Origin of the sequence: Alistipes provencensis, from assembly GCF_900083545.1 — a bacterium.
GTDB classification, from domain to species: domain Bacteria; phylum Bacteroidota; class Bacteroidia; order Bacteroidales; family Rikenellaceae; genus Alistipes; species Alistipes provencensis.
Map to the genome: position 1 here is coordinate 1,565,158 of NZ_LT559262.1, position 19,015 is coordinate 1,584,172.

The following is a 19,015-nucleotide window of genomic DNA, read 5'->3' on the forward strand; positions in this document are numbered from 1 at the left end:
TTCCGGTTAGGTTTGAGAGTGAGGGAGGTTCGGAAGAATCCCCCTTTTTCATTATACATTATAGGTAACGCCGCCTCATCTCCGGCGGCATAGTAACGACACTTTTATTTTTGTAACAAAATAACAGCCATGAAAGTACTGCTTATCAACGGAAGCCCCCGGCGCGAGGGCAACACCTTCATCGCACTCTCGGAAGTGGCGCGCACGCTCGAAGCCGAGGGTATCGGGGCCGAGATCGTGTCGATCGGCACCAAGGCCGTGCAGGGTTGCATCGCCTGCGGAAAATGCTCGGAGCTGGGCCGCTGCGTCTTCAACGACGCGCTTTACGACGAAGTGCGTGAAAAACTGGCAGGGGCCGACGCCCTCGTGGTCGGCTCGCCGGTCTACTACGCAGGGCCGAACGGGTCGCTGTGCGCGCTGCTGGACCGGTTGTTCTACTCCTGCGGGCCGATGCTGGCCTACAAGCCCGCGGCCGCGGTGGCTGTCTGCCGCCGGGGTGGGGCGAGTGCGACGTTCGACCGGCTGAACAAGTATTTTACGATCTCGAACATGCCTGTCGTTTCGTCGCAGTACTGGAACAGCGTTCACGGGCGGCTGCCCGGCGAAGCGGCGCAGGACGCCGAGGGGTTGCAGACGATGCGGGTATTGGCGCGCAACATGGCGCGTGTGCTTCGGGCCGGACTGCTGGCCGGGGAGGGACGTCCCGAGCCCGAGGAGCGGGTGGTGACGAGTTTCATCCGGTAGGGAGCGTCGCCGGAAAAGATTGGGCCGCGGGGATTTTTCCGCGGCTTTTTTCGTGTTTTTTCAGTTCCGGCGGCACGGGCAAATGGCACGAACGGACTTGATTTTGTCCGGTTCGGTAGCGTTTTCCCGAAAAATTTTGCATATTTGGGCACCGAACACCTAATTGCTACCTTTTTCCAGATGCAGAACGGAACCGATGAACAAACGCTGGTTCGTAACCTGAACCAAGGGGATCAGACGGCTTTCGAGTTGTTGTTTTACCGTTATCGCGGTAAAGTCTGCAATTTCGTAAAGGCCTCGCTGCCGCGTCATTCCGACCCGGAAGAGGTGGTTCACGAGGTCTTCCTGCGCATCTGGACCGGTCGCGGGAACCTCGATCCCGGGTTGCCGTTCGGACCCTATTTGTTCCGCACGGCCCGCAATCTGGTCATCGACCGGCTGCGCGGGCGCGTCAACCGCATGGTCTGTCTCAGCGACGAACTGTTTTCCGACGACGCGGACACCGACGCCGCGGCCCGGGACGTCGAGGAGCGGCAGTTGGGCGAGTGGTTCGACCGGACGCTGGAACAGCTTCCGGAACACCGGCGGCAGATTTTCGTGCTGAGCCGTCTCGAAGGGCTCTCCTACCGGGAGATCGCCGCACGCCTCGGCGTCACGGAGAACACGGTCGACACCCAGATTCGCCGGGCGCTGCTCTTTTTCCGCGAAGAGCTCAAAAAATTGCGGCTTCTCTTCCTTTTTTAATATTTTTTCGCCGCTCTGTCACGGAACACCCCCGGGTATTCCGTATTTATGTATGTAAAGTGCATGCAGAGATGGAAAATACATTCGACATACTGGACCGGTTCGTAAACGGACAGGCGCTCACGGACGAGGAGTTCGCCGCGCTGAAGCGTCTTTTTGCGACCCGCGAGGGCGGCCGCACGATCGAGATGTGGCTGGCCGCGAAGTGGGAGACCGCTTCGGACGCGGACGCGGAGATCGGTTACGACGCCCTGCGGCGGAAGATCACCGATTACGAACACTCCCGCTCCCTGCGGCGGCGGATCGCCGGGTCGGCGCTGCTGCGCAGCTACCAGCGGATCGCCGCCGTGCTGCTGGTTCCGCTGCTGGTGGCCGCGTCGCTGTTCGCACTCGGCGCTTTCGGCGATGTGAAGACCTACACGGCCGAGGCGCCTTGGGGCGAGAAGGCCCGGCTGGTGCTGCCCGACGGCAGTGTGGTGCTGCTCAATGCCGGGTCGCGCATCAGCTACACCTCCGATTTCGACCGCCGCGACCGCCGGCTGGAACTCGACGGCGAGGCCTATTTCGAGGTGCGGAAGAACAAGGGAAAACCGTTCGTCGTCTCGACGCCCTATCTCGACGTCCGGGTGACGGGTACTAAATTCAACGTCAACGCCTATGACGACGAACCGTCGGTCGTGGCGTCGCTCGTGGAGGGCAGCGTGGACATCACCGCCCGCTCCGACGGCCGGGTCTACCGGCTGACGCCCGGCCATTCGATCGCATTGGCCAAGGCCTCCGGCGAGGTGACCTATCCGCCGCTGAACGGCGATGTCGTCCTCGCTTGGAAGGACAATAGGCTGGTGTTCGCCGACGACGACATCGCCTCGCTGGCCAAAAAGATCGAGAAATGGTATGACGTGAAGGTCGTTTACGACCCGGCACGCTTCGAAAACAGTAAATTCACGGTCCGCCTGATGGAGGGCGAGCGGCTCGACAACCTGCTCGACATCATCGAAACGGCCCTCGGTGCGGAGTGCTCGATGCGCGGCGACACGCTGGTCATCACGCGCCGCAAATAACCTGAAAGACAATCACTGACCCTGCTTAAAACCAACGCCTGCCTATGAGATAGAAACCATCTTTTCATCCGAATGAAAAAGGGAAGCGGTGTGCGACCACCCCTCCCCTGAGTGAACTTTAAAAAACTTTGCGCTTCATTAAAATTCATTGCGAATATGAGAAAAAAATCGTTATTACGCAAATTCGTGCTCGTATTTGCGTCATACGCAATCACTTTATCCCTTCCCACGGGCGTCCGCGCCCAATCCGGAGGAGGCGATAAAGTCACCTTCGACCTGAAAAACGCCCCGCTGACCGAAATTTTCAGGCAGATAGAAACCCAGACCGACAAACGCATCGCCTACGACGATTCGATCCTGCCGGGCGTGCGCATCGACCTCGCCGTGCGGAACGAACCGGTGGCGGGCGTGCTCGACAAAGCCCTGCGCAACACCGACCTGACCTATCAGGTCAAGGGCAAGTACGTCGTGATCGCCAAAAAGGGCGGACAGCAGGCCGCAACCCTCTCCGTGTCGGGCCGGGTGGCCGATTCGGCGGGACCGCTGGTCGGTGCCACGGTCATCGTGAAAGGCTCCGGAGCGGGGACCGTGACCAACGAAAAGGGTGAATACACCCTCGGCAACCTCACGCAGGACGCCGTGCTGGTCTTCTCGTTCGTGGGCATGCAGACCCGAGAGGTGACGGTCGGCAGCCGCACGCGCATCAACGTGACCATGGAGACCGACGCCAACCAGATCGAGGAGGTCGTCGTCAGTTACAGTTCCCAGAAGAAAACGTCGCTGACGGCGTCGGTGGGGATGATCAAGAACGACAAGATCTATTCGAAACCCGTCGCCGACGTCAGTTCGGCGCTGGTCGGGCAGATGGCCGGACTCATCACGGCCCAAAGCTCCGGCGAAGTCGGCGTGGACAAGACCGAAATCTACATCCGCGGTATCTCGACCTTCGGCAACAGCAGTCCGCTGATTATCGTGGACGGCGTGCAGCGCGGTGACCTGAGCATGCTCGACGCCAACGTCATCGAGTCGGTCTCGGTGCTGAAGGACGCCGCAGCGGTGGCTCCCTATGGCATGGCTGGCGCCAACGGCGTCATCCTCGTCACGACCAAGAGCGGTTCGAAATCGCGTCCGACGCTCACCTACAACGGGTACACCGGATTCCAGAACCCGACGGTGACGCCGAAACTGCTGAACTCCTACGACTATGCGCGGATGATGAACGAGGCGGTGCGGAATGCCGACCCCAAGGCCACGCTGCCCTATCCGAATCCCGAAGGGTATCTGAAAACCATCCGCCGCACGGCGGACGCCGACTACGACCGCTATCCCGACAGCAATGCTTGGGATGAAATTTACAACGACAACACGGTCATCACCAGCCACAATGTCGGGCTCTCGGGCGGTACGGACGTCGTGAAATACTACATGGGACTGGGCTACCTCTATCAGGAGGGCATGTGGTCCACGTCGCACATGAACAAGTACAACATGCTGCTCAACCTCGAGGCCAAGGCCACCCGTACGACGACCATCAAGCTCTCGTTCAACGGCAACCTGCGCCGGATCAAGGCCCCCGAGGCGACCGAGTCGCATGTGATGTCCTATGTGCTGCAATACAAGCCCGTCGACGCTTTCTGGTACACGAACGGACTGATGGGCGCCTCGAACGGCAAGAATCCCTATGGTATGACGCGTACCGGCAAACGCCAGTACGAGGACACCAACATCTTCACCCAGCTCACCGTGGAGCAGGAACTGCCGTTCCTGCCGGGGCTCAAGGCGAAGGGCGTATTCAGTTTCGACCCCACGAGCGTCTTCCAGAAGACGTGGCACGAGCCCGAAATGACCTATTACACCATCAACACCAACGTTCTGCCCTACGTCTACAATCCGGTGGTGTCGTCCGAGAAGCCCAGTCTGGCCGAGAGTCAGTCCAACTCGAAGGCCTACACCTTTCAGGGCATGCTGACCTATGCGAACACCTTCGGCGGAAAACACTCCGTGTCGGCGCTGGCCGTCGTCGAGGCCCGGCAGGTGGACTACCGCAACCTGAGCGCCTCGCGCACGAATTTCGACCTGAATATCCCCGAGCTGAGCATGGGTAACTCCAACTCCTCGAACTGGAGCAACGGCGGCGGATCGTCGAAGGCCACGCAGGTGGGTTACGTCTACCGCGTCTCCTATGAGTACGACCACAAATACCTGCTCGAGACTGCCGGACGCTACGACGGGAACTACTATTTCGCCAAGGGCAAGAAATTCGGTTTCTTCCCCTCGGTGTCGGCGGGATGGCGCGTGAGCGAGGAGCCTTTCATCAAAAATAACCTTCCGTGGCTGAACAACCTGAAGCTCCGCGCCTCGTGGGGCGAGTCGGGCAATCTGGCGGGTTCGGCGTTCCAGTACTCCTCGGCCATGAACGTCTACGGCGGAGCCTATGTCTTCGACGGGTACCTCTATCAGGGCGTGGCGGAGAGTCTCGAGCCCAATGTGAACATCACATGGGAGAAGGCCCGGAAGACCAATGTCGGTATCGACATCGGGCTGTGGAACAACCGCCTGACTCTCGAGGCCGACTATTTCTACGAGCGGCGCAATAATATGCTGGTCAGCCCGCAAACGGTTGTGCCGATCGAGTACGGCATCGGAATCGCGCAGGAGAACGCCGGCGTGATGGAGAACAGCGGCGTGGAATTCACCCTCGGCGGCAACTACTCCTTCGCCTCGGGACTGCGGCTGGAGGGTAGTTTCAACTTCACCTACGCCCGTAACAAGATTCTCCAGATTTTCGAGAATCCCCTCACGCGCGACAACCCGCTGCGCGCACGCACCGGGCGTCCGCTGAACACTCCCTTCGGGCTGAAGGCCGAGCGGCTTTATCAGGAGTCCGATTTCGACGAGTACGGCAACCTGTGGCTCGACCTGCCCCAGCCGACCTTCTCAGAGGTCGCCCCGGGTGACATCAAGTGGGCCGATCTGAACGGTGACGGGGTGATCGACGGTGCCGACGAAACGGCGCTGGGCTATCCCAGACTGCCGCAGATCATCTACGGATTTACGCTCAAGGCCCTCTTCCGGGGACTGGATTTCAGCGCCCTGTTCCAAGGCGCCGGGCAGAGCACGACCTTCATCGACGGCGGTCTGGCGTTCCCCTTCGCCGGCGGCGAGAACCCGCCCCGGGCAGCCAAGGACTACTGGACGCCCGAGAATACCGACGCCACCTATCCGCGGCTGTACGGCACGGGCGGCGGTAACAGCAACAACTTCCGCCGCGGCAACAACGATTGGTTTCGCCGCAGCGGCAACTACCTCCGCCTGAAGAACATCGAGCTGGGATACACTTTCTCGCGGGCGATGTTTCCGAAACTGCCCCTGCAGTCGATACGCCTCTATCTTTCGGGGCAGAACCTCTGGACGGTCAGCGACCTGAAGGATTTCTACGACCCCGAGATGGGGCAGGTGGGCGACGACGCCAACACCCGCGGATGGTACAGCCCCCAGCGCAAGATCGTCAGCGTGGGATTGAACATCACTTTCTAACGTAAAACCAAGACCATGATGAAAACGAATATATTCCTGAAAGGTTTGCTGGCGGCGATGCTGTTCCTGTCCGCATCGTGCGGCGAGGATTTCCTGACGGTGGTCCCGCAGGACCAGCTCGACTCCGAGGCGGTATTTTCCGACTCTTCGGGCGGCGACCTCTTCCTGAGCGATATTTACAACAACCTGCCCGATCAGGAGACCCTCAATGCCGACGGCTTCGGGTACGACTCCTTCGAAATGTTCGGCGACAACGCCGTGGCCCGCTACGACTGGTGCGTGAGCTGGAACATCGGCATCGCACGCGACTACGGACCCAACAACACCGGGTTTCTCTATGCCCACGGCTATCCGAGCATCCCGTTCTACTACCCGCGCATGATGGCGAACATCCGCAAATGCAATGTTTTCATCAAGCAGGTGGAGGATCACAAGGCCAACTTCCCGGCGGACTGGATTCAGAAACGCGTGGCCGAGGCCCGTTTCCTGCGCGCCTACTTCTACCATCAGGCGTGGATGGCTTACGGCGGTCTGCCGATCATCACCGTGCCGCTGGACCGCAATACGCAGGGCGACGCCATTTTCTATCCGCGTGCGACCTCCGAGGAGACCTTCGAGTTCATTACCCGCGAGCTGGGCGAATGCGCCGCGGACCTGCCCAACGAGGTGGGTGCGGGCCACGCCACGCAAGGTGCGGCGCTGACGCTCAAAGGGTGGTGCGAGTTGTTCGCACAGCGTTATGATCTGGCGGCGGCGACCAACTGGCAGGTGATGCAACTGGGCGTATACGACCTCTACAAGGAGGGGTACAACGCGCTCTTTACGGAGAAGGCCAACAACTGCGCGGAGTCGATCTTCGCCTACCAGCATGTGCCGGGTAACAAGATTTCGCAGCGCTCGATGCTGTTCGGCCCGATCGGTGCTTACAACGGCTGGGGCTTCATGCAGCCCACGCAGAACCTTGTCGAGGAGTTCCGCATGGCTTCGGGCCTTCCGACCGGCGAGGACGGCAGTTTCGATCCGCAGAATCCCTACGTCGGACGCGAGCCGCGCTTCTATGAGTCGATCATCTACCACAAGTCCACCTTCTCGGGCAAGGTTTACGAGATCAACGACCTCTACGACCCCGCGTCGAATCTCTATACGGGTTACTTCCGCCGCAAGGGTATCTCCGAGCCGCTGAACCTCGGGCAGGAGGGGTACAATTTCATGTTCTTCCGCTTTGCCGAGGTGCTGCTCAGCTATGCCGAGGCCAAGATCGAACTGAACGAGATCGACGACACGGTTCTGGACGCCATCGACCGGGTACGCCGGCGCGGCGGGCTGCCTTCGCTCGAGGAGACCTACGGAAAGACCACCTTCATGCAGGCGGAACTGCGTGACGTGGTGCGCACCGAACGCCGCATCGAGCTGGCTTTCGAGGGCAAGCGCTACTGGGACCTGATCCGCTGGCGCGAGGCCGAGCGGCTGCTCAACCTGCCGGTGCGCGGCATCAGCTACGAGAACGGACGGTATGTCGAAAAGAACGTGCATGCCATGAAGTTCGATGCGTCGAAAAACTACCTCTTCCCGATGGACCAGAGCTGGATCGACATCAACCCCCGTTGGCAGGAGCAGACCACCGGCGAATTCAACCGCGGGCAGAACCCCGGTTATTGACGGTGGGGACAACAACAGACAGATTACCAAACCTACAAGCCAAAACACTATGTTTCGAACGAAAAATAATCTCCTGAAAGCCCTTTGCGCCCTCGTATTCGCCTGCCCCCTGACGGCATGCGACAAGGACGATGCGCCGGACCCCGGCAAGGACCGTTTCAACGGGAGCGGATATGCCGTCAGCGTGAACGGCGAGCCGGTGAAGGCCTACACATGCCGGGTTTCGGCCGTTCCCTTCAACCAAGTGTGGGACGGGTATCAGCGTCCCGTGGACCAGACCGAGATCGCCTATATGGCCCTTTGGGACCAGCCCGAAAGCGGGCCTGCCGAGGTCGAAGTGACCGTCCGGCAGCCGATAACCTCCGTGCGGATCAATCCTTCGTGGGCCGGGGTGGAGCCCCGGGTCGAGGGGCAGAAAGTCTCGTTTTCGCTGACGGGCACCGAGCCGCGGAACCTCACGCTCGAGGTGAACGGCCCGCACAACGCCCTGCATCTCTTCGCCTGCGCCCCGGAAGCGGACGTCCCGGCCGAGGGGAGTGTCACCTACTATTACGGACCCGGCATACACCGTCCGGGACGCATCAAACTTCAGTCCGGCGCCCGGGTCTATCTGGCTCCCGACGCCGTGGTGTTCGGCAGCTTCTACGCCGTGAACGCCTCGGACATCCGCATCTGGGGCCGCGGAACGATCGACGGCAGCCAGCTCAAACGCGGCTCGGGGTCGGGACTCGGATTTTCGAACTGCAGCAACATAAAGATCGAGGGCATCGTGCTGCGCGATCCCGCGATGTGGTGCTGCGCCCTGTTCGGATGTACGGACGTCGAGATCGACAACGTGAAGATCGTCGGGCTGTGGCGTTACAACGCCGACGGCATCGACGTGGTGAACAGTTCGCGGGTCCGCGTGAAAGACTGCTTCGTGCGCTCGTTCGACGACGCGCTGGTCGTCAAGGGCCTGACGCAGAACAGCGGCGAGCCCGAGACGGTCTTCATCGGCGACCGGCCGGTCGAGGACGTGACGTTCGAGCGCTGCGTCGTCTGGTGCGATTGGGGCCGCGGGATGGTCATCGGCGCCGAGACCTTTGCGCCGTCGATCAGTAATGTCACTTTCCGCGATATCGACGTCATCCGCACGACGGACGTCTTTATGGACATCCTTCACGGCAACAAGGCCGCCGTGAAAGACATTACGTTCGAGAACATCCGCGCCGGGATCGACGACCATACGCCCGAACCCCTCTTCCAGACTGAAAAGGGACAGATCTATGCCGATCCCGACCGCGGGTATGTGCCGCGCCTGATGAGCATTTCGATCGCACCCAACGGTTGGCTGCCCGACGGGACTCTGGGGACGGTGGACCGTGTGACCTACAAGAACGTCACGGTTTACGGCGACAAGCGTCCGGAGTCGGATTTCACGGGCAATTCGGCGGTGCACCGCATCGACGGCGTGGTGATCGACAATCTGGTGATCGGCGGCGAGAAGGCCACCGACGCCGCGTCGGCATCGCTCGAGGTGGGCGAATACGTCCAGAACCTGCAATTCCGCTAAACCGACGGGCGTATGAAAACCATTCGTATCATACCGCTTTTCGCCGTGCTGCTCCTTGCGGCCTGCGGCGGGACGCAGACCGGGGCCTACCGCCTGAAGGTGGACGGTCGGGAGATCGGGGTGACGGACTGCCGCGTGTCGGCCGTGCCGATCAATCAGGTGTGGCCCGGCTACCAGCGCCCCGTGGATCAGACCGATACGGCTTATTTCGCCGCATGGGAGATGCCGCAGGGACCGGTCGAAGTGGAGATCACGGCCGACCGCGAGGTCGGGACGGTGAAGGTGACCCCGGCGTCGGCCGGGATCGAACCGCGCGTCTCGGGGCGCCGCATCCGCTTTACGCTCGACGCTCCGCGCAATATCTCCGTCGAGGTCGACGGCACGCACCGCGCCCTGCACCTCTTCGCTAATCCGGCTTCGGCGGATGTTCCCCGGGACGGGGAGTCCGGGGTGCGCTACTACGGCCCCGGCTACCACGAGGCGGGCATCGTCCGGCTCGAAAGCGGCGACCGGGTCTATGTGGCCCCGGGGGCCGTCGTGTCGGGAGGCTTTTACGCCGTCAACGCCCGGGACATCACGATCTCGGGGCGCGGCGTCATCGACCAGAGCCGCTACGAACGCGGTTCGGGCAGCATCGTCGGATTCTCGGGATGCCGCAACGTGAGGGTCGAGGGGGTCATTCTCTGCGATGCCTCGATGTGGTGCTGCACCTTTTTCGGGTGCGACTCGGTGGAGGTGGACAACGTGAAGATCGTCGGGCAGTGGCGTTACAATTCGGACGGCATCGACGTGGTGAACAGCTCCCGGGTGCGGGTCCGCAACTGCTTCGTGCGCTCGTTCGACGACGCGCTGGTGGTCAAGGGCATGAAACGCAATCTGGGGGAGCCGGAGCTGATCGGGATCAGCCACCTCCCGGTGGAGGACGTGCTGTTCGAGAACTGCACGGTCTGGTGCGACTGGGGCCATGCGCTCGAAATCGGCGCCGAGACCTGTGCGCCGTCGATCCGCAACGTCGTCTACCGCGGGATAGACATCGTCCGCACGTCGTTCGTGGCGATGTCGATCCTCCACGGCGACGGGGCTCCGGTGCGCGACATTCTCTACGAGGATATTCGGCTGAACATCGATCCGCAGACGCCCTCGCCCGTGTTTCAGACCTCCCGCGGGGAGGTGTACGAGGATGCCGGGGGATTCGTGCCGATGCTCTTCGAGGCGGTCATCAACAAGGACATGCTCTGGGCGCAGGATGCGTTGGCGGGCGATGTCGAGGGGGTGACCTACCGCAATATCTCGGTGACGGGGCCTGCGCCGAAGTCGCTCGTGAAGGGGCTCGATGCGGAACACCGCGTCCGGGGGATTGTCGTCGAGAACCTGCGCTTCAACGGCGAGCCCGTCCGCGACGCCGCCCGGGCCGGGATCGTCATCGAACAGCACGGCGATCCGGTGACGTTCCGATAGTGTTCATGCAGGCCGGAGGGCCCGGGTCGGAGAAACGCCACGCCCGGCCCCCGGCATGCCCAAACCCTGAAAGACAATGATTGTGAAAATAGCTTTTTGGGCAATGATGCTCTTCCCGGCGCTGACGGTGGGGGCGGCGGGACTGACGGCGGGGTATCTCCGCTGCGAGTATCGCTCCGCACCCGAGGGCATCGGCGAGCGGTCGCCGCGCCTGAGCTGGGAACTGACGGCGCAGGAGGGCGGCGAGGCGTGCGTGCAGCGTGCCTACCGCATCCTCGTGGCTTCGTCCGAAGAGGCGCTCGCCCGCGGGGAAGGCGACCTGTGGGATTCGGGACGGGTCGCGTCGGACGCCACCGGCGGCATCGTCTACGCCGGACGCCCGCTGCGCTCGCGGCAGGTGTGCCACTGGAAAGTGCAGGTGTGGGACGGCGACGGGGAACCTTCGCCGTGGAGTGCTCCGGCCCGGTGGAGCATGGGCTTGCTGGAGTACCGCGACCGGGAGCCCGTGCGGTGGATCGCGCGGCGTATCCGGACGGCCCCCGACTCGGCAGGGCTGGTGCTTCCGCCGGCGCGGTATTTCCGCACGGCGTTCACCGTCGGCAAGCCCGTGCGGCGCGCCGTGGCCTATGCCAGCGCCAAGGGAATCTACGAACTGCGCCTGAACGGGCGGCAGGCGGGCTGCGACTACTTCACGCCCGGCTGGACCGACTACCGCAAGCGCATCTACTACAACACCTACGATGTGACCGACCTGTTGAGGCCGGGCGAGAATGCTGCCGGGGCTGTCGTGGCCGACGGCTGGTATGCCGGGTATGTCGGTTTCGGGATACTGGAACGGCTGGAGCGTTCGCGCGAGTTCTACGGCATCGACCCGGCGTTCTTCTGCCGGATCGAGATCGAATACGCGGACGGCACGACACAGTCGGTGGTGACGGGCCCCGGTTGGAAATCTTCCGAAGGCCCCGTCCGGCAGGCCGACCTGCTCATGGGCGAGGTGTACGACGCCCGGCGGGAACAGCCCGGCTGGGACGCTCCGGGTTTCGACGACGGCGCGTGGGAGGCGGCCGAACTGTCGGTCAATCCCGACGGGGCGCTCGAAGCCGCGCCGACGGACCCCGTGCGCGAAGCGGAGCGGATCGTGCCGGTGTCGGTCGTGCGGCGGAGTCCGGGTGTCTGGATTTTCGACATGGGCCGGAACTTCGCCGGGACCGTACTGCTGAAGGTTAGGGGCGAGGCGGGCCGCACGGTGATGCTTCGCTACGGCGAGATGCTCAACGCGGACGGCAGCCTGATGACCGAGAACCTGCGGCATGCCCGGGCGACGGATTTCTACACGCTGCGCGACGGGGAGCAGGAGTGGTCCCCGCGGATGACCTACCACGGGTTCCGCTATGTGGAGCTCACGGGGTTGGACCGGCCCGGTGCGGAGACGCTCACGGGGATCGTACTTACCTCGCCGACGCCTCCGGCGGGGTCGTTCGAATGCGGCAGCGAGCTGGTCAACCTGCTCTGGCGCAACATCACGACGACCCAGCAGGCGAATTTCTTCGAGATACCGACCGACTGTCCCCAGCGCGACGAGCGGCTGGGGTGGACCGGCGACATCCAGATTTATGCCCGTTCGGCGACCTATAACGCCGACGTGGCGTCGTTTCTCTCGAAATGGTTGGTCGATCTGGACGATGCGCAGCGCAGTTACGGGGCCTATCCCAGTTATGCGCCCTATCCCTATGCCATTCCGATGGAGTACGCTCCCGCATGGATGGATGCCGGAGTGATCGTGCCGTGGACGCTGTGGCAGGTTTACGGCGACACGCGGGCCGTGCGGAGGGCCTATCCGGGGATGAAGCGTTTTATGGATTTTCTGGAACAGGGTGCGCAGGGGGATTTGCAGCCCGCGGTGCCCACCTTCGGGGACTGGCTCGCCGTGGGGCGCACGGCTTCGGACGACTTCATCGCCAGCGCCTATTATGCCTACGATGCCGCGCTGATGGCCGAAATGGCCGGGGCTGTCGGCGAACGGCAGGATTCGATCCGTTACGCTGCGTTGGCGTCCCGTGTCCGGGAGGCTTTCGCCCGCCGATACATCGCGCCCGACGGCCTGATCCCCGGCAACGACTGCCAGACGGCCTATGCGCTGGCGCTCTGCTTCGGACTGTATCCGGAATCGCTGGCGCAGGCCGGGGCCGACCGGCTGGCGGCGATGATCGACGCGAACGGAGGCCGCTTCTCCACGGGATTCCTCGGGACGAAACATGTGATGATGGCGCTTTCGCACTACGGCCATGACGATGTGGCATATGGGTTGCTGTTGCAGACGGGGTATCCCGGGTGGGGCTACTCGATCCTCAACGGGGCGACCTCGATCTGGGAGCGGTGGGACAGCTACACCCGCGAATACGGGTTCGGGGGCCGCGACGGCGGCAACAATGCCCGGATGAACTCCTTCAGCCACTACGCCTTCGGGTCGGTGGCCGAATGGATGTTCCGTTACGCGCTGGGCATCGATACCGAAGGACCCGGTTACCGGCACATCCTGCTGCGTCCCCGGCCCGACGCCCGTATCGGGTGGATGAAGGGTTCGTACCGTTCGGTGAGCGGTGTGATCGTCTCGGAATGGGAGGTCGGACGCCGCACGACCCGCTACCGCTTCGTCGTGCCGCCCAACACGCGGGCCACGCTGTCGCTGCCCGGGCAGGAGCCCCGCGATCTGGGCCCCGGGGAGCATGAGTTCGAATTTAAAAATGTGAAAAGATGAAAATAGTTGTCATAGGAAGTTCCAACATGGACCTGATCTCGGTCGCGGAGCGGATGCCCCGCCCCGGGGAGACCGTCGGAAACGCCCGTTTCATGCAGGCCTTCGGCGGCAAAGGGGCCAATCAGGCCGTCGCCGCGGCCCGGCTGGGCGGCGAGGTGGTGCTGGTCGCCGCACTCGGGGACGATCTTTCGGGACGCGCGATGCGGGAGCATTTCGCCGCCGAGGGCATCGACACCTCGCGTCTGGTGACCGATCCGGAAAACGCCACCGGAACGGCGCTGATCCTCGTGGACGCGGCTGCCGAGAATGCGATCTCGGTAGCTCCGGGCGCCAATTTCTCGCTGACGCCCGAGGCCATCGGGTCGCTGGACGAGGTGCTTGCCGGGGCCGGGATGCTGGTCATGCAGGCCGAGATTCCCTACCGCACCGTTCGTGAGGCGGCGTTCGCCGCTCGGCGGCTCGGGGTTCCCGTGCTGCTGAATCCCGCGCCGGCCTGCCGCATCGACGCCGAACTGATGGCCGCGGTGGATATTCTGGTCGTGAACCAGACCGAGGCGGCCTGCATCAGCGGGCTGTCGCCCGATGAAAATCCCTTGGAAGAGGTGGCCGGGCGGCTGTTGGCCGACGGGCCGCGCAACGTCGTGGTCACGCTGGGCAGCCGGGGTTCCTACCTGCTTAATGCGGCGGGTTCGCTGACGGTGCCCGCTTTCCGGGTGAAGGCCGTGGATACCACGGCTGCGGGCGATGTCTTTTGCGGCGCGCTGGCGGTAGCTGCCGCCGGGGCGGAGCTCTCGGCCGAAGCCCTGCGTTTTGCCAGCGCCGCATCGGCCATCAGCGTTACGCGCCAAGGCGCCCAGCCCTCCATCCCCACGCGGGCGGAGGTCGAAGAATTTTTAACGAAGAACTGAAAAACTTTAAAACCCAAACGGATTATGAAAACTTCCAAACTGTTCATTTACCTGACGCTGCTGCTTTTCCTCGCGCCGGCGGTCACTTCGTGTTCGGACGATGACGACATGGACATCCCCGGACATACCATACCGCCCAAGGCGGTCCTCTCGTCGGACAAGACCTCGTTCGAGGCCCTGACCGGAGCCGCGTTCGTACTCGAAGCCACCGTGACACAGGGCTACAACGTGCAGCACGAATGGAAGATCGGCGACATGGTCATCGGGCAGGAGGCACGGCTGGAATACGCCTTTGCCGATCCGGGGACCTTCGAGGTCGTCTATTCGGCCCTGAACGGCTACGGCGCCGACCGTCATCCCTTCACGGTCGAGGTTTCGCAGGGGGCCAACCCCGGCATCACGTTCTCGACCGACAAGCGCACGTTCGAGCGCAGTATCGGCGAGATGGTCCGGCTGTCGGCCACGCTGACCGGCATCACCGGCACCCATTCGTGGCAGGTCGACAACAAGGAGGTCTCGACCTCGGAGCGGCTGGACTACTCCGTCGCAACGGCCGGTACGAAGCTCATCAAGCATACGCTGACCTACGACGAGGGTACGACCTACACCACGCAGTTCACGCTGACGGCCGTCAAGAGCGATTACGGCAACTGGTTCAAGTGGCGCGAGGGCAAGGACTACGTCATCTGCCTGAAGAACGACCTGACGAAGGTCGTGGCCGCCGACGTGAACAATCCTGCGGCGCCCTACAACGTCGAGACGTGGGACGGCAGCGAGAAACAGATGTTCCGCAAGGGGTATTATTTCGGTTACGGTCCCGTACCGGCGCTGGAGTACTACAACTTCTACAACGTGGCCACGCACAGCGTGCTGCAGTGGACGGGCAACGCATGGCCCAACAACCCGGTCGATCCCGTCACGGGAGCCATGGGCGCTGACCCGTGGGACGCTTGGTTCATGGATGTGAACAGCTCGGGCGACGTGCGTTTCGTACACTTCTTCGCCCTCTGGGACAGCCATCCCAATCCGTCGCCCGATCTGATGAGCAGTTGTCTGACAGTGACCGAAAACGGCACGAAGATCGGCGTCTACTCGTTCTACTGCTGCGGAGCGGACGGACGCCCGGATTTCGTGAACTATCAGGCGCTCGGCGACAAGTATTTCGAATTCAAGATGATCGCGGTGGAGGACATGCCGCAGCCTTAAACCAACGGCCGTTCCCGGGCGGGCGGGTCCTGCCCGGGCGGTTTTAAAAACTACGCACCATGAAACACATCGCATTACTGGGCTGTCTGTGCCTGCTGGCGGGCGGCTGTTCGCAGCCGGCCGAAGTTCCCGAGCCCATACCGGTGATTTTCGACACCGACCCCGGCAACGACATCGACGACGTGCTGGCATTGCAGATGCTTCTCAACTACCACAAGGAGGGACGGATCGACCTGCGCGGCATCGGCATCGGCAAGATGTATCCCCGGGCCATCGAGTACGTCGACGCCTACTGCCGTCACAACGGCCTGAACGACATCCCGCTGGGCTATGTCTACGACGGGGCCAATCCCCTGCCCGAGGCGGGCGACTATGTGACCGGGACGCTCGACACGCTGATCGGCGGCAAACCCATTCTCACCCCTGCGCGGAGCATTGCCGACGACATTCCCGAGGGGTACAAACTCTACCGCCGGCTGTTGGCCGAGGCGGCCGATTCGTCGGTGGTATTCATCGCCGTCGGGCCCTACACCAACGTAGCGCGGCTGCTGGAATCCCCCGGGGATGAGTTCAGTCCCCTGACGGGCCGCGAACTGGCGGCCCGCAAGGTGCGGCTGCTCTCGGTGATGGGCGGCACCTACAATGACGACGTCTTCAACAACCCGGAGTGGAACGTCATGCAGGACCTCGGGGCGTCGCGGACGCTCTTCGCCGAGTGGCCCACGCCGCTCGTGGCCAGCGGTTCGGAGGTCGGGACCCGCATCCTCTACCCGGCGTCGAGTGTGCTCCGGGATTTCGAAGGGGGCGAGGCGGCGCCGCTGTGCGTCTCCTACAAGATTTACAAGCCGATGCCCTACGACCGTCCTACATGGGACCTGACGTCGGTGCTATATGCCATAGAGCCCGAAGGGAGTTGTCTGGGCGTCTCCGAACCCGGAACGATCACGATCGCCGAGGACGGGTACAGCCGTTTCACGCCCGATCCCGCAGGCCGTCACCGCTACATGACCATTGCCCCGGAGGATATTCCGGGGGCTGCCGCCCGGCTGGTGGAGAGCTGTACGGGGCGGCGCGCCGAAAATAATCCGAATTAAAAACCGACCGACTATGTTTATCGTAAACAACTATCCGCTGGCCGTTCTCTTCTGCATCGTGACGATGCTCTGCTGGGGTTCTTGGGGCAACACCCAGAAGATGGCCGCCCGTACATGGCGCTACGAACTCTTTTATTGGGACTACACGATCGGCATGCTGCTGTTCTCGTTGCTCGCGGCTTTCACGCTGGGCAGCTTCGGCAGCGAGGGCCGCAGTTTCCTCACCGACATCGCGCAGGTCGAGACCGGAAAGATGTGCAGCGCCCTGCTGGGCGGCGTGATCTTCAACGCTTCGAATATCCTGCTGTCGGCGTCGGTCTCCATCGCCGGCATGGCTGTGGCTTTCCCGCTGGGGGTCGGCATCGCACTGGTGCTGGGGGTCGTCGTCAACTACATTGGGGCGCCCAAGGGCGATCCCGTCCTGCTGTTCATCGGTGTGGCGCTGATCGTCGTGGCGGTCGTCTGCAACGGGATAGCCGCCGGACGCGGAGGTGGCGGAAAGGAGTCGCCGAACCGCAAGGGCATCCTGCTGGCCGTGCTGGCGGGCGTGCTGATGTCGCTCTTCTACCGTTTCGTGGCCGCGGCCATGGACCTCACGGATTTCACCGCTCCGCGGGCCGGGATGGCCACGCCGTACAGCGCCTTCGTGATCTTCTCGGTGGGTGTGTTCCTGAGTAACTTCGTTTTCAACACGCTGGTCATGAAACGCCCGTTCGTCGGGGCGCCGGTCTCCTACCGGCAGTATTTTCAGGGAGGGCTCTCGACCCATCTGGTCGGTGTGTTGGGCGGCTGCATCTGGGCGTTGGGAACGTTGTTCAGCTACATCGCGGCCGGAAAGGCCGGTGCCGCCGTCTCCTATGCGCTGGGGCAGGGTGCGCCGATGGTCGCCGCGCTCTGGGGCGTGTTCGTCTGGAAAGAGTTCAAGGGGGCGGGCGGTTCCGTGAAACGGCTGCTGGGGCTGATGTTCCTGCTGTTCGTGGTCGGACTGGCGCTGATCGTCGTCTCCGGGGGGAGCTGATAAAAAATATTGTAGATGGAAAGGCCGTGAACAATCACGGCCTTTTTCGGTCGTGCAGGGGCCTGATTGGTCAGATAGTTACAATTTGTGGGAATATTTTTTCATTCTCCACAGGGTAGGATGCCTATCTTTGTGTTATCTGCAAAATCTATCCGCATGAAGAGCCTCTTTTTACTTTTATCGCTCCTGCTTGCCGGCTGCGGCGGGAGTTACAACAATCCGCTGGATGTCGCTTTCGGCGACCCGTTCGTGCTGGCGGCTTCCGACGGTCGTTTCTATATGTACGGTACGGGCGGGGCCGCGGCCGGATTCCGGGTCTGCGTGTCGGACGATCTCGTCACATGGCGGGATGCCGGCGTCGCCTATCAGCGCGGTGAGGAGAGTTGGGGCGTCGACTGCTTCTGGGCTCCCGAGGTGTACGAGCGCGACGGCCGTTATTACCTGTTTTACAGCGCCAACTGGCGGGAGAATCCGAACGGGGATGCCGAAACGTTCCGGATCGGTGTCGCCGTGTCCGATTCGCCGGCCGGACCGTTCACCGATATGTACGACCGTCCGATTTTTGACCCCGGCTATCCGGTGATCGACGCCAATGTGTTTTGGGACGACGACGGAAGCGTTTATCTCTACTATTCCCGCTGCTGCTACAAGCACAGTGTGGAGAGCGGGGTTTCGGAGTGGGCGCGCCGCGAAGGACTGTACGACGAGATCGAGGAGAGCTGGGTCTACGGCGTCCGGATGAAGCCCGATTTCAGCGGGATCATCGGCCAACCGGTGGCATTGCTGATGCCGCCGGCGACGATGGACGATCCTCAGGCGGAGTGGGAGAGCCGTTCGGTCACCTCCCGGGAGGTGAACCGCCGCTGGACCGAGGGCTCTTTCCTTCTGAAGGACGACGGGCGGTATTATATGATGTATTCGGCCAATTTTTACGGCGGGGAGCACTACGCCGTGGGGTATGCCACCTCCGATTCGCCGCTCGGACCCTTTGTGAAATCGGCCGACAATCCCGTGCTGCAGAAGAATACGGACCGCGGCGGGGATGTGACCGGCACGGGCCACAACATGGTGCTTACACTCGCCGACGGCGGCCGCTATTGCGTGTACCACGGACGGACCTCGGCGACAGGGGACCGGCGCGTCGTCTTTATCGACCCCATGGAGATAACCCCCGAAGGAAAACTGGTCGTTCACGGTCCGTCGACGGACTGCCGGCCCAAACCCAGATTGTGATATGAAACGTCTGTTTTTATTGATCCCGGCGCTGTTCGTCCTG

Annotated in this window: 13 protein-coding genes; all 13 read left to right on the forward strand. The window is 62.5% G+C overall.

The window, feature by feature from the left end; all coding sequences use genetic code 11:
• The first annotated feature begins 129 nt into the window (after nt 1-129).
• The 13 genes from BN5935_RS06285 to BN5935_RS06345 all read left to right on the forward strand — a co-directional run bounded on the left by BN5935_RS06285 (nt 130) and on the right by BN5935_RS06345 (nt 18,972).
• The gene (locus tag BN5935_RS06285) at nt 130-744 is read left to right on the forward strand and encodes a flavodoxin family protein (protein WP_064975361.1); all 615 of its coding nucleotides are present in this window, start codon (nt 130-132) and stop codon (nt 742-744) included.
• A 180-nt stretch (nt 745-924) separates the two neighbouring features.
• Complete coding sequence (locus BN5935_RS06290; protein WP_064976860.1) at nt 925-1,488, forward strand: RNA polymerase sigma factor; 564 nt, start codon at nt 925-927, stop codon at nt 1,486-1,488.
• Between the two features lie 71 nt (nt 1,489-1,559).
• Entirely contained in the window at nt 1,560-2,549 is a 990-nt protein-coding gene (locus BN5935_RS06295) for a FecR family protein (RefSeq protein WP_064975362.1), read from the forward strand.
• A 156-nt stretch (nt 2,550-2,705) separates the two neighbouring features.
• The gene (locus BN5935_RS06300) at nt 2,706-6,086 is read left to right on the forward strand and encodes a TonB-dependent receptor (RefSeq protein WP_064975363.1); all 3,381 of its coding nucleotides are present in this window, start codon (nt 2,706-2,708) and stop codon (nt 6,084-6,086) included.
• Between the two features lie 18 nt (nt 6,087-6,104).
• Nucleotides 6,105-7,745 (forward strand): RagB/SusD family nutrient uptake outer membrane protein, encoded by a 1,641-nt coding sequence (locus BN5935_RS06305; protein WP_162272059.1) that lies wholly within the window; start codon nt 6,105-6,107, stop codon nt 7,743-7,745.
• Nucleotides 7,746-7,794: 49 nt separating this feature from the next.
• Nucleotides 7,795-9,297 (forward strand): glycosyl hydrolase family 28 protein, encoded by a 1,503-nt coding sequence (locus BN5935_RS06310; protein WP_064975365.1) that lies wholly within the window; start codon nt 7,795-7,797, stop codon nt 9,295-9,297.
• Nucleotides 9,298-9,309: 12 nt separating this feature from the next.
• The gene (locus BN5935_RS06315) at nt 9,310-10,755 is read left to right on the forward strand and encodes a glycosyl hydrolase family 28 protein (RefSeq protein WP_064975366.1); all 1,446 of its coding nucleotides are present in this window, start codon (nt 9,310-9,312) and stop codon (nt 10,753-10,755) included.
• Nucleotides 10,756-10,837: 82 nt separating this feature from the next.
• Nucleotides 10,838-13,513: an alpha-L-rhamnosidase gene (locus BN5935_RS06320; RefSeq protein WP_162272060.1), complete on the forward strand. Its 2,676-nt coding sequence runs from the start codon at nt 10,838-10,840 to the stop codon at nt 13,511-13,513.
• Nucleotides 13,510-14,421 carry a ribokinase gene (gene rbsK, locus BN5935_RS06325; RefSeq protein WP_064975368.1) on the forward strand — a complete coding sequence of 304 codons (912 nt, stop codon included), beginning with the start codon at nt 13,510-13,512 and terminating at the stop codon, nt 14,419-14,421. The genes BN5935_RS06320 and rbsK overlap by 4 nt, the downstream gene beginning before the upstream one ends.
• A 24-nt stretch (nt 14,422-14,445) precedes the next feature.
• On the forward strand, nt 14,446-15,627 hold the full coding sequence (locus tag BN5935_RS06330; protein WP_064975369.1) for a hypothetical protein: 1,182 nt from the start codon (nt 14,446-14,448) through the stop codon (nt 15,625-15,627).
• Nucleotides 15,628-15,686: 59 nt separating this feature from the next.
• Entirely contained in the window at nt 15,687-16,721 is a 1,035-nt protein-coding gene (locus BN5935_RS06335; protein ID WP_064975370.1) for a nucleoside hydrolase, read from the forward strand.
• A 13-nt stretch (nt 16,722-16,734) separates the two neighbouring features.
• Complete coding sequence (locus tag BN5935_RS06340; protein WP_064975371.1) at nt 16,735-17,739, forward strand: GRP family sugar transporter; 1,005 nt, start codon at nt 16,735-16,737, stop codon at nt 17,737-17,739.
• Nucleotides 17,740-17,895: 156 nt separating this feature from the next.
• Entirely contained in the window at nt 17,896-18,972 is a 1,077-nt protein-coding gene (locus BN5935_RS06345) for a glycoside hydrolase family 43 protein (protein WP_064975372.1), read from the forward strand.
• Nucleotides 18,973-19,015: the final 43 nt, after the last annotated feature.

Coding starts and splice junctions, on each gene's coding strand:
- BN5935_RS06285 (WP_064975361.1), top strand. CDS start 130: ATGAAAGTACTGCTTATCAACGGAAGCCCCCGGCGCGAGGGCAACACC.
- BN5935_RS06290 (WP_064976860.1), top strand. CDS start 925: ATGCAGAACGGAACCGATGAACAAACGCTGGTTCGTAACCTGAACCAA.
- BN5935_RS06295 (WP_064975362.1), top strand. CDS start 1,560: ATGGAAAATACATTCGACATACTGGACCGGTTCGTAAACGGACAGGCG.
- BN5935_RS06300 (WP_064975363.1), top strand. CDS start 2,706: ATGAGAAAAAAATCGTTATTACGCAAATTCGTGCTCGTATTTGCGTCA.
- BN5935_RS06305 (WP_162272059.1), top strand. CDS start 6,105: ATGAAAACGAATATATTCCTGAAAGGTTTGCTGGCGGCGATGCTGTTC.
- BN5935_RS06310 (WP_064975365.1), top strand. CDS start 7,795: ATGTTTCGAACGAAAAATAATCTCCTGAAAGCCCTTTGCGCCCTCGTA.
- BN5935_RS06315 (WP_064975366.1), top strand. CDS start 9,310: ATGAAAACCATTCGTATCATACCGCTTTTCGCCGTGCTGCTCCTTGCG.
- rbsK (WP_064975368.1), top strand. CDS start 13,510: ATGAAAATAGTTGTCATAGGAAGTTCCAACATGGACCTGATCTCGGTC.
- BN5935_RS06330 (WP_064975369.1), top strand. CDS start 14,446: ATGAAAACTTCCAAACTGTTCATTTACCTGACGCTGCTGCTTTTCCTC.
- BN5935_RS06335 (WP_064975370.1), top strand. CDS start 15,687: ATGAAACACATCGCATTACTGGGCTGTCTGTGCCTGCTGGCGGGCGGC.
- BN5935_RS06340 (WP_064975371.1), top strand. CDS start 16,735: ATGTTTATCGTAAACAACTATCCGCTGGCCGTTCTCTTCTGCATCGTG.
- BN5935_RS06345 (WP_064975372.1), top strand. CDS start 17,896: ATGAAGAGCCTCTTTTTACTTTTATCGCTCCTGCTTGCCGGCTGCGGC.